Source organism: Acetivibrio ethanolgignens (assembly GCF_001461035.1).
In the GTDB taxonomy this organism is placed as follows: Bacteria; Bacillota; Clostridia; order Lachnospirales; family Lachnospiraceae; genus Velocimicrobium; species Velocimicrobium ethanolgignens.
In genome coordinates this window covers 1-6,579 of the sequence record NZ_LNAM01000005.1, presented here as the reverse complement: position 1 = coordinate 6,579, position 6,579 = coordinate 1, and the positions used below count along the sequence as shown (strand labels likewise).

Sequence of the window (6,579 nt, the reverse complement as noted above, 5' to 3'; positions counted from 1 at the left end):
TTCTGAAAAACATATCAAAATCTTTTTCAAAAAGTTCTTGACATATCACCAGAATGCTACATAAAGTTTTCAAGCAGACCCATAGGGAAGTGTACACCCAGCCACAGGCGGAATACTCCAATGGAAATTGCCATACATACAGCCAGCACAATCAAGGTTGCTTTCCAGCTTGATTTTTCAAACACCTTAAGCCACAGCACAATAAACAAATAGCAGCTTGGTAAAAGTCCAATAATAAAGCTTCCTGCAATGATTCCGGCTCCGCCTGCGATAACCAGAAGCTCATCCCTCTCATATTTTGGCTGTTCCTCCTCCTTAAAGGACTGAACAAAGGCCAGAATACACATAAGAAGCATCACCGTTGCCATAATAGAAGGAAAGAACCCCGGCTGTGGTCCGTTAACCGGATTCCAAAAGCCTAGCTGGGTAAATCCTACTACCATGAATACTATGGCTACCACTGCCAGCAGAAGTGTAACTATCTGCTTTGAACCAAACCTCTTCATTTTAATAATCCCCCTTTTTCTAGTCTTCTCCTCTCAAATGCAATGCCATCTTAGCTGCCATTTTTACAGCATTCTCAAAGGCTGAAGTTTTTACAACGCCCTTTCCGGCAATATCATAAGCTGTTCCATGGGCACAGGTTACAATCGGTGCCGGAAGTCCGCCTGCAATTGTAATTCCCTGATCAAAGCCCTTAAGCTTTAAGGCTATCTGTCCCTGGTCATGATACATGGTTACAACACCATCAAAATCTCCGTTAAAGGCTTTGATAAAGAGAATATCCGATGGATATGGACCAGTTGCATCAATACCCATATTATTTGCCTCTTTAATTGCCGGTGTAATAACATCTATTTCTTCTCTTCCACATTTTCCGCCCTCACCGCAATGTGGATTCAAAGCTGCAAGTCCAAGTCTTGGTTTTTCAATTCCTGAGTTTTTCAGTGTCGTATTCGCCAGACGAATTGCCCGCATAATTGTCTCTACAGATAAGTTATCGCTTACCTTGCTGATTGGAATATGACTTGTTGTTCTTGTTGTCCATAAGTCACCCAAAACATTAATTTCTCCAAAAGGCTCTGTATGTCCAAATAGATGTGCCATGTAATGATGCTCACTTTCAAACGGACAGCCCGCTTGAATCATGGCCTGCTTATTTAATGGTGCAAAGCAAAAGCCGTCTATTTTTTTTGCCTGGTAAAGCTCTACACCCAGCTTTAAGAGTCCGAGACATGCCTTTCCGCTTTCTACACTGATTTTTCCAAAAGGCACCTCTTCCGGATTCAGATTTTTCTGATCCAGAACCGGAAGCCCTTTTTCCCAATCCGCTTCCTCTACATTTTCAATCCTCTGCAGGGAAAGCTTAAGTCCGCATACCGATGCTGCTCTTTCCAGAACTCTCAAATCACCCATGATAATCGGCCGACAATACTCTTCAAAAAAATGTCTATCTGCCAGCTTACTGATAATTTCCGGTCCTACTCCTGCAGCATCACCTAAAATGATTCCCAAAACAGGTTTTTCCCTCATAGTAACAATTTCCTTTCTTTATATGGTTTATTTTTCTCTCCACATAAATATAAAAGCAAAAACCATGCCAACTTTTTATTTCTCTATTTTATTTACCATTTCCCATAAATACATTACTTTTATTTTACAATTTCTCATATTTTAAAAAAATATGTTTCATTTTGTTTCATTGTTTCATTTTTATGTTTCGTTTTGTTTCGCACATAAAAATAAGGAGCTATAAGGCTCCTTATTCTTCCTTTCTTTCAAAGCTTCCACGGATTCCCATTTCTTCTCTATATTTTGCCACAGCCCGTCTGGAAATCTGGATATTTTCCTGCTGCAAAAGCTGTACCAGCTTCGTATCACTGTAAGGCTTTCTTTTATCCTCTGCTTTAATAAGCTTAAAAATCTGATTTTTAATTTTATTTGCTGTTACTGCCTCGCCTTTTTCTTCTCCGTTTTGGTGCACTCCAGCAGAAAACAGGCTCTTCAGCTCCAATGTTCCTCTTGGAGCCTGTATGTACTTTCCTTTAATTGCCCGGCTTACTGTAGATGAATTTATCCCAAGCTCCTTTGCTAAGGCTGTCATTGTCATTGGACGAAGGGGCTCTTTTCCCTCAAAATATCCTTTCTGATGCTCCAAAAGGGTTTTTCCTATCATAAGAAGGGTTTTTCTCCTCTGCTCAATACTATTAACGATAAACCTTGCCCGTTCCAGCTTTTTCCGAAAATACTCATACAGCTCAGCATCCTTTGTTTCCTTCATCATATGGATATAGTAATCATTCAGCCCATAGTCTCCCAGCCAGCTGTCATTAAGCAATATTTCCCAGCCAGACTCGCCTTGTACTGCTATCATATCCGGTACAATATATTTTGTTTCGCCTGTTGAAAAGCCTGCCATCGGACATGGATTTAAATGCTCTATCATAGCAATGTATTTTCGCACCTGCAAGGTAGAGAGCTTTAATTCTCTGGAAATACTGCTTATTTTTCCTTCTGCTACATCCTCCAGGTGTTCCTTGATAATTTTTTCCAAATCTGGATTGGAAATTCCCAGTACCGCAAGCTGCCGTAGCAAACATTCCTGCAGATTTTCTGCGAAAATACCTACTGGCTCCAGAAGCCGCAGCTCTTCGAGGCATTTTTCTACCGATTGGCAAGATACATGGTTCATTTTTGCTATTTCTTCTATGTTACCTTTAAAGAATCCATGCTCATCAAGGCAGTCTATCAGGAATTCAAAAAGCTCCCATTCTTTTTGGGTAAACTTTTCCATAGGTAACTGTTCCTGAAGATACGGTTTTATTTTATTTTCTTCAGCAGCAGACTCTCTTATATCCCTGTTCCAGAAAGCATCCACTTCACCTTTTCTTAAACTAGTTCCCTGAGAACTATACTCCAGCAAAGGATTTTCCAAATGCTCATTCTGCAAAAAGCCCTCCAGCTCTATATTATCCATCGCCAATAACTGTAGCGACTGTATCTGTTGCTGGCTTAGCTGCTGCTGTTGCTCAAGACGCAATTCATCTATCATGCTTCAGCCTCATTTCTTTGCTCCCAGAAGCCGGAAAAGCTGCTCTGCTGTCAAGGTCATATTATATGCTGCTGTTTCCTTCTTCATCGCCTCTTCCAGACTTGTAACAGCTGTTAAAATACAGAAAAATCCATCAATTCCGGCATCGTTACACACTCCAGCATCCTTTGTAAGAGCTCCGGCCAATGCAACAACCGTAGCTCCGTGCTTTTTTGCCAGCCTCGCAACACCTGCCGGGGCCTTTCCCATAGCGGTCTGATGATCAAGTCTTCCCTCACCGGTGATAACATAATCTGCATCAGAAAGACATTCCTCCAGCCCTACAGCATCTAATATCAAGTCAATTCCTGACTTTAGCTCTGCCGGCAAAAAGGTCATCAATGCAAAGCCCAGTCCTCCTGCTGCACCGCTTCCCGGATATTCACTATAATCCGTACCCGCATACTCTGCACAGGCTTTCGCATAGCTTTTCATTGCCATATCCAGTTCTTTTTTCATTTCCTCTGAGACACCCTTTTGCGGACCATAAATATAGGTTGCTCCGTTTTCTCCACAGAGAGGATTTGTTACATCGCAAGCCACTCTAAAATGGCATTCCTTAAGCTCTGGCATAACTCCTTCATCCGTTACTTTCACAACACTTCCCAAAGCAGCCGCTCCTTCCCCAACAGCCTTTCCAGCTTTGTCCAGGAATTCATAGCCCAGTGCCTTCAGCATACCGATGCCTCCATCATTTGTAGCACTGCCTCCGATACCGATAATAAAATCTCTGGCACCCCTTTTTACCGCATCTCTTATCATCTGTCCTACACCGTAGGTAGAAGCTCGCAGCGGATCCTTTACTCCTGCCGGAAGCAGGGTTATACCTGCTGCGGCAGCCATTTCTAAAATCGCTGTTTTTGTCTCAGGAAGAAAACCATAATAAGCCGCTACCGTCTCTCCCAGAGGTCCTGTAACCTGAATATCAATTCTTTCTCCCTTCAGCCCCTCAATCAGAGCATCGGTTGTTCCTTCACCACCATCAGCCAAAGGCTTTACAATAACCTCGGCATCCTTAACTGCTTTTTTTACCCCTTCTTCAATTGCCCTTCCGGCTTCCATCGAAGACAAGCTTCCTTTTAAAGAATCAATTGCTACAACTACCTTCATTTTTTCTCCTCCACTTAAAAATAGTATTATATTTCTTTGTATAGCTGAATCTTTATACCTTTTCTTTTTGCATATTGGTAAAGCTCTGTATCTTCACTACAGATAATCTGCTTCGGATTTGTATTATAAAAGCTGCTGCTTTCCACCTTCAAGTTAGTAGATACTGCATTTATAATCATCAGGGAGCTACAATTTGCAAAGGCATAACGTCCAATATAATCCACAGATACCGGAATAACAATTTCCCGCAGCTGGCTACAGCCCCAAAAGCTCTGCTCCGGAATCTCAGAAAGCTGAGCCGACAGCTTAATTCTTTCTAAAGAACGACAATCATCAAAAACACTTTCTCCCATGGTAATTACACTATCCGGCATCGTTACCTTTTCAAGCTTTTCACAGCTAGAAAAAGCACTATCGCCAATAGCTTCTAATCCTTCTGGAAGGGTAACTGTCTTTAGCATATTACACCTTGAAAATGCACTTCTCTCAATACGCTTTACACCCAGTGAAAATTGAATGCTTTCCAAATTAGAGCAATCATAAAAGGCTTTACTTCCTATTGCTTTTAAGCTGCCTAAAGCTCTTACTGATCTCATACTGTCACAGCCTTGGAAAACAGAAGCACAAATATATTTAACCTTTTCCGGTAATACCACATTTTCTTTGCTTCCCGTATATTTTACAAGCATACCATTGTTGGTAATAACCATATTATCTTTTTCATTTTCTACAATCCATTTGGTTCCGGTAAACACATAAGAACCAAGGCTCTCAAGGGTATTTGGCAAAGTAACCTCTTTCAGTGCCGAACAATAGTAAAATGCCTTATTTCCCATACTCAATACACCCTTTGGCACTTCTACTGCCTCCAGCTTTTTACACTGGGCAAAGGCCATGGTTCCAATCCTTTTAAGCTCTTTTCCAAAAGAAACCGACTCCAGCGAGGTACACTCCTGGAAAGCTCTATCACCAATGGACTCTACCTGATCCGGTATTTTTATCTCCTTCAGACTGCGGCAGCCATAAAAGGTATCCTGTTCTATTGTTTTTATCTTTGCCGGCAGAGAAAGCTTCTCCAGACGGGCACATTGTCCAAAGGCGTCCTGTCCAATTGCCTCAATTTTACCATCAAAAAGCAAATTTTTAAGATTTGAACAGCCATAAAACATACCTTCACTAATTTTAGTTATCTTTTCCGGTAGTATAATCTCATCAAAAGCACAGCCTTGAAAAGCATAGCTTCCAATAGCTCTTACCGTATCCGGCAACTGCAATCTGGAAAGCTTTGTACCAGAGAATGCACTGGCCCCTATTGTCTCCAGCCCTTCTGGCATTTCTACCTCTTTTAATGCCTTGCATTCTGTAAACACTCTATCTCCTAAAACCCGAAGCTCCTCTGGCAAATTTATTTGTGTAAGCTTCTGGCAATATCCAAAGGCTTCTTCCTCCAACGCTGTAATTCCTTTTGGTAGCTCTACCTTGGTAAGCTTTGAGCAATAGCAGAAGGTTCCTCTCTCAATTCTTTGTACTCCCTCTGGAATCTTAACAGAAGTCAAGCTATAGCAGAAGGCAAATGCAGATTTTTCAATTTGTGTTACTGTTTCTGGTATTTCTACTTTTTTCAGTCCACTACTTTCAAAGGCTCCTTCTTGTATCCTTGTAACCTTTTGGGGGAAATTAATTGAAGTCAAAGTACGACAACCACTAAAGGCTCTCTTTCCTATACTTGTAACCGTGTCTGGCAGCTTTATGCTTTTTAATTTACTACAATTTTGAAAAGCATATCTACTGATTGTTTTTAATTTGCTTCCTGCCTCTATCGTAACCTTAGATATCTTTTCACATCCTCTAAAGGCCCCAATACCAAGCTTTGTTACATTTTTAGGAATTACCACATAGGTAACCGCATTACAATACTCAAAGGCACCCTCTCCAACAGAGGTTAAGCTCTCCGGAAGGGCTACTCCCTTCAATACGTTGCACTCCGCAAAAGCCCGGTAAGAAATGGTTTTCACCTTTGATGAAAAGGAAACAGATTTTAGCTTTTTACATCCGGCAAAGGCTTCCTGCCCTATTTCTGTAACGGTCTCCGGCATAGTAACCGAAGTTATCTGTGTGTTTTTATAAAATGCATTATCTCCAATTTTTTTTACTCCGGATGGAATCTGTACTGTCTTTTTAGAGCCAGTGTATTCAAGCAGAACCCCATCTTTGATTTCAAAATCATTTTTTTCTTCCTTTGCTGATACTGTCTGTGTACACAGTAGAAAAGAGAAAATACTAAAAAATAGTAACATTCGTAATTTTTTCATCTTTACTCCTCCTCGTATAATAAGTTTGTAAGCAAGGAAAACAGCTTACAGACTTATTTTTTTGGG

The 6,579-nt window shown here is 41.0% G+C and carries 5 protein-coding genes; all 5 read right to left on the bottom strand.

The window, feature by feature from the left end:
* Positions 1–56: 56 nt before the first annotated feature.
* A complete protein-coding gene (locus ASU35_RS01325) occupies positions 57–506 on the bottom strand; it encodes a tripartite tricarboxylate transporter TctB family protein (protein WP_058351328.1) in 450 nt (149 codons plus the stop codon).
* 19 nt (positions 507–525) lie between these two features.
* Positions 526–1,533: a PdxA family dehydrogenase gene (locus ASU35_RS01320; RefSeq protein WP_058351327.1), complete on the bottom strand. Its 1,008-nt coding sequence runs from the start codon at positions 1,531–1,533 to the stop codon at positions 526–528.
* Between the two features lie 229 nt (positions 1,534–1,762).
* A complete protein-coding gene (gene rpoN / locus ASU35_RS01315; protein WP_058351326.1) occupies positions 1,763–3,052 on the bottom strand; it encodes an RNA polymerase factor sigma-54 in 1,290 nt (429 codons plus the stop codon).
* A gap of 9 nt (positions 3,053–3,061) precedes the next feature.
* A complete protein-coding gene (locus ASU35_RS01310; RefSeq protein WP_058351325.1) occupies positions 3,062–4,201 on the bottom strand; it encodes a glycerate kinase in 1,140 nt (379 codons plus the stop codon).
* Positions 4,202–4,227: 26 nt separating this feature from the next.
* Positions 4,228–6,513: a leucine-rich repeat domain-containing protein gene (locus ASU35_RS01305; protein ID WP_058351324.1), complete on the bottom strand. Its 2,286-nt coding sequence runs from the start codon at positions 6,511–6,513 to the stop codon at positions 4,228–4,230.
* Between the last annotated feature and the right edge of the window lie 66 nt (positions 6,514–6,579).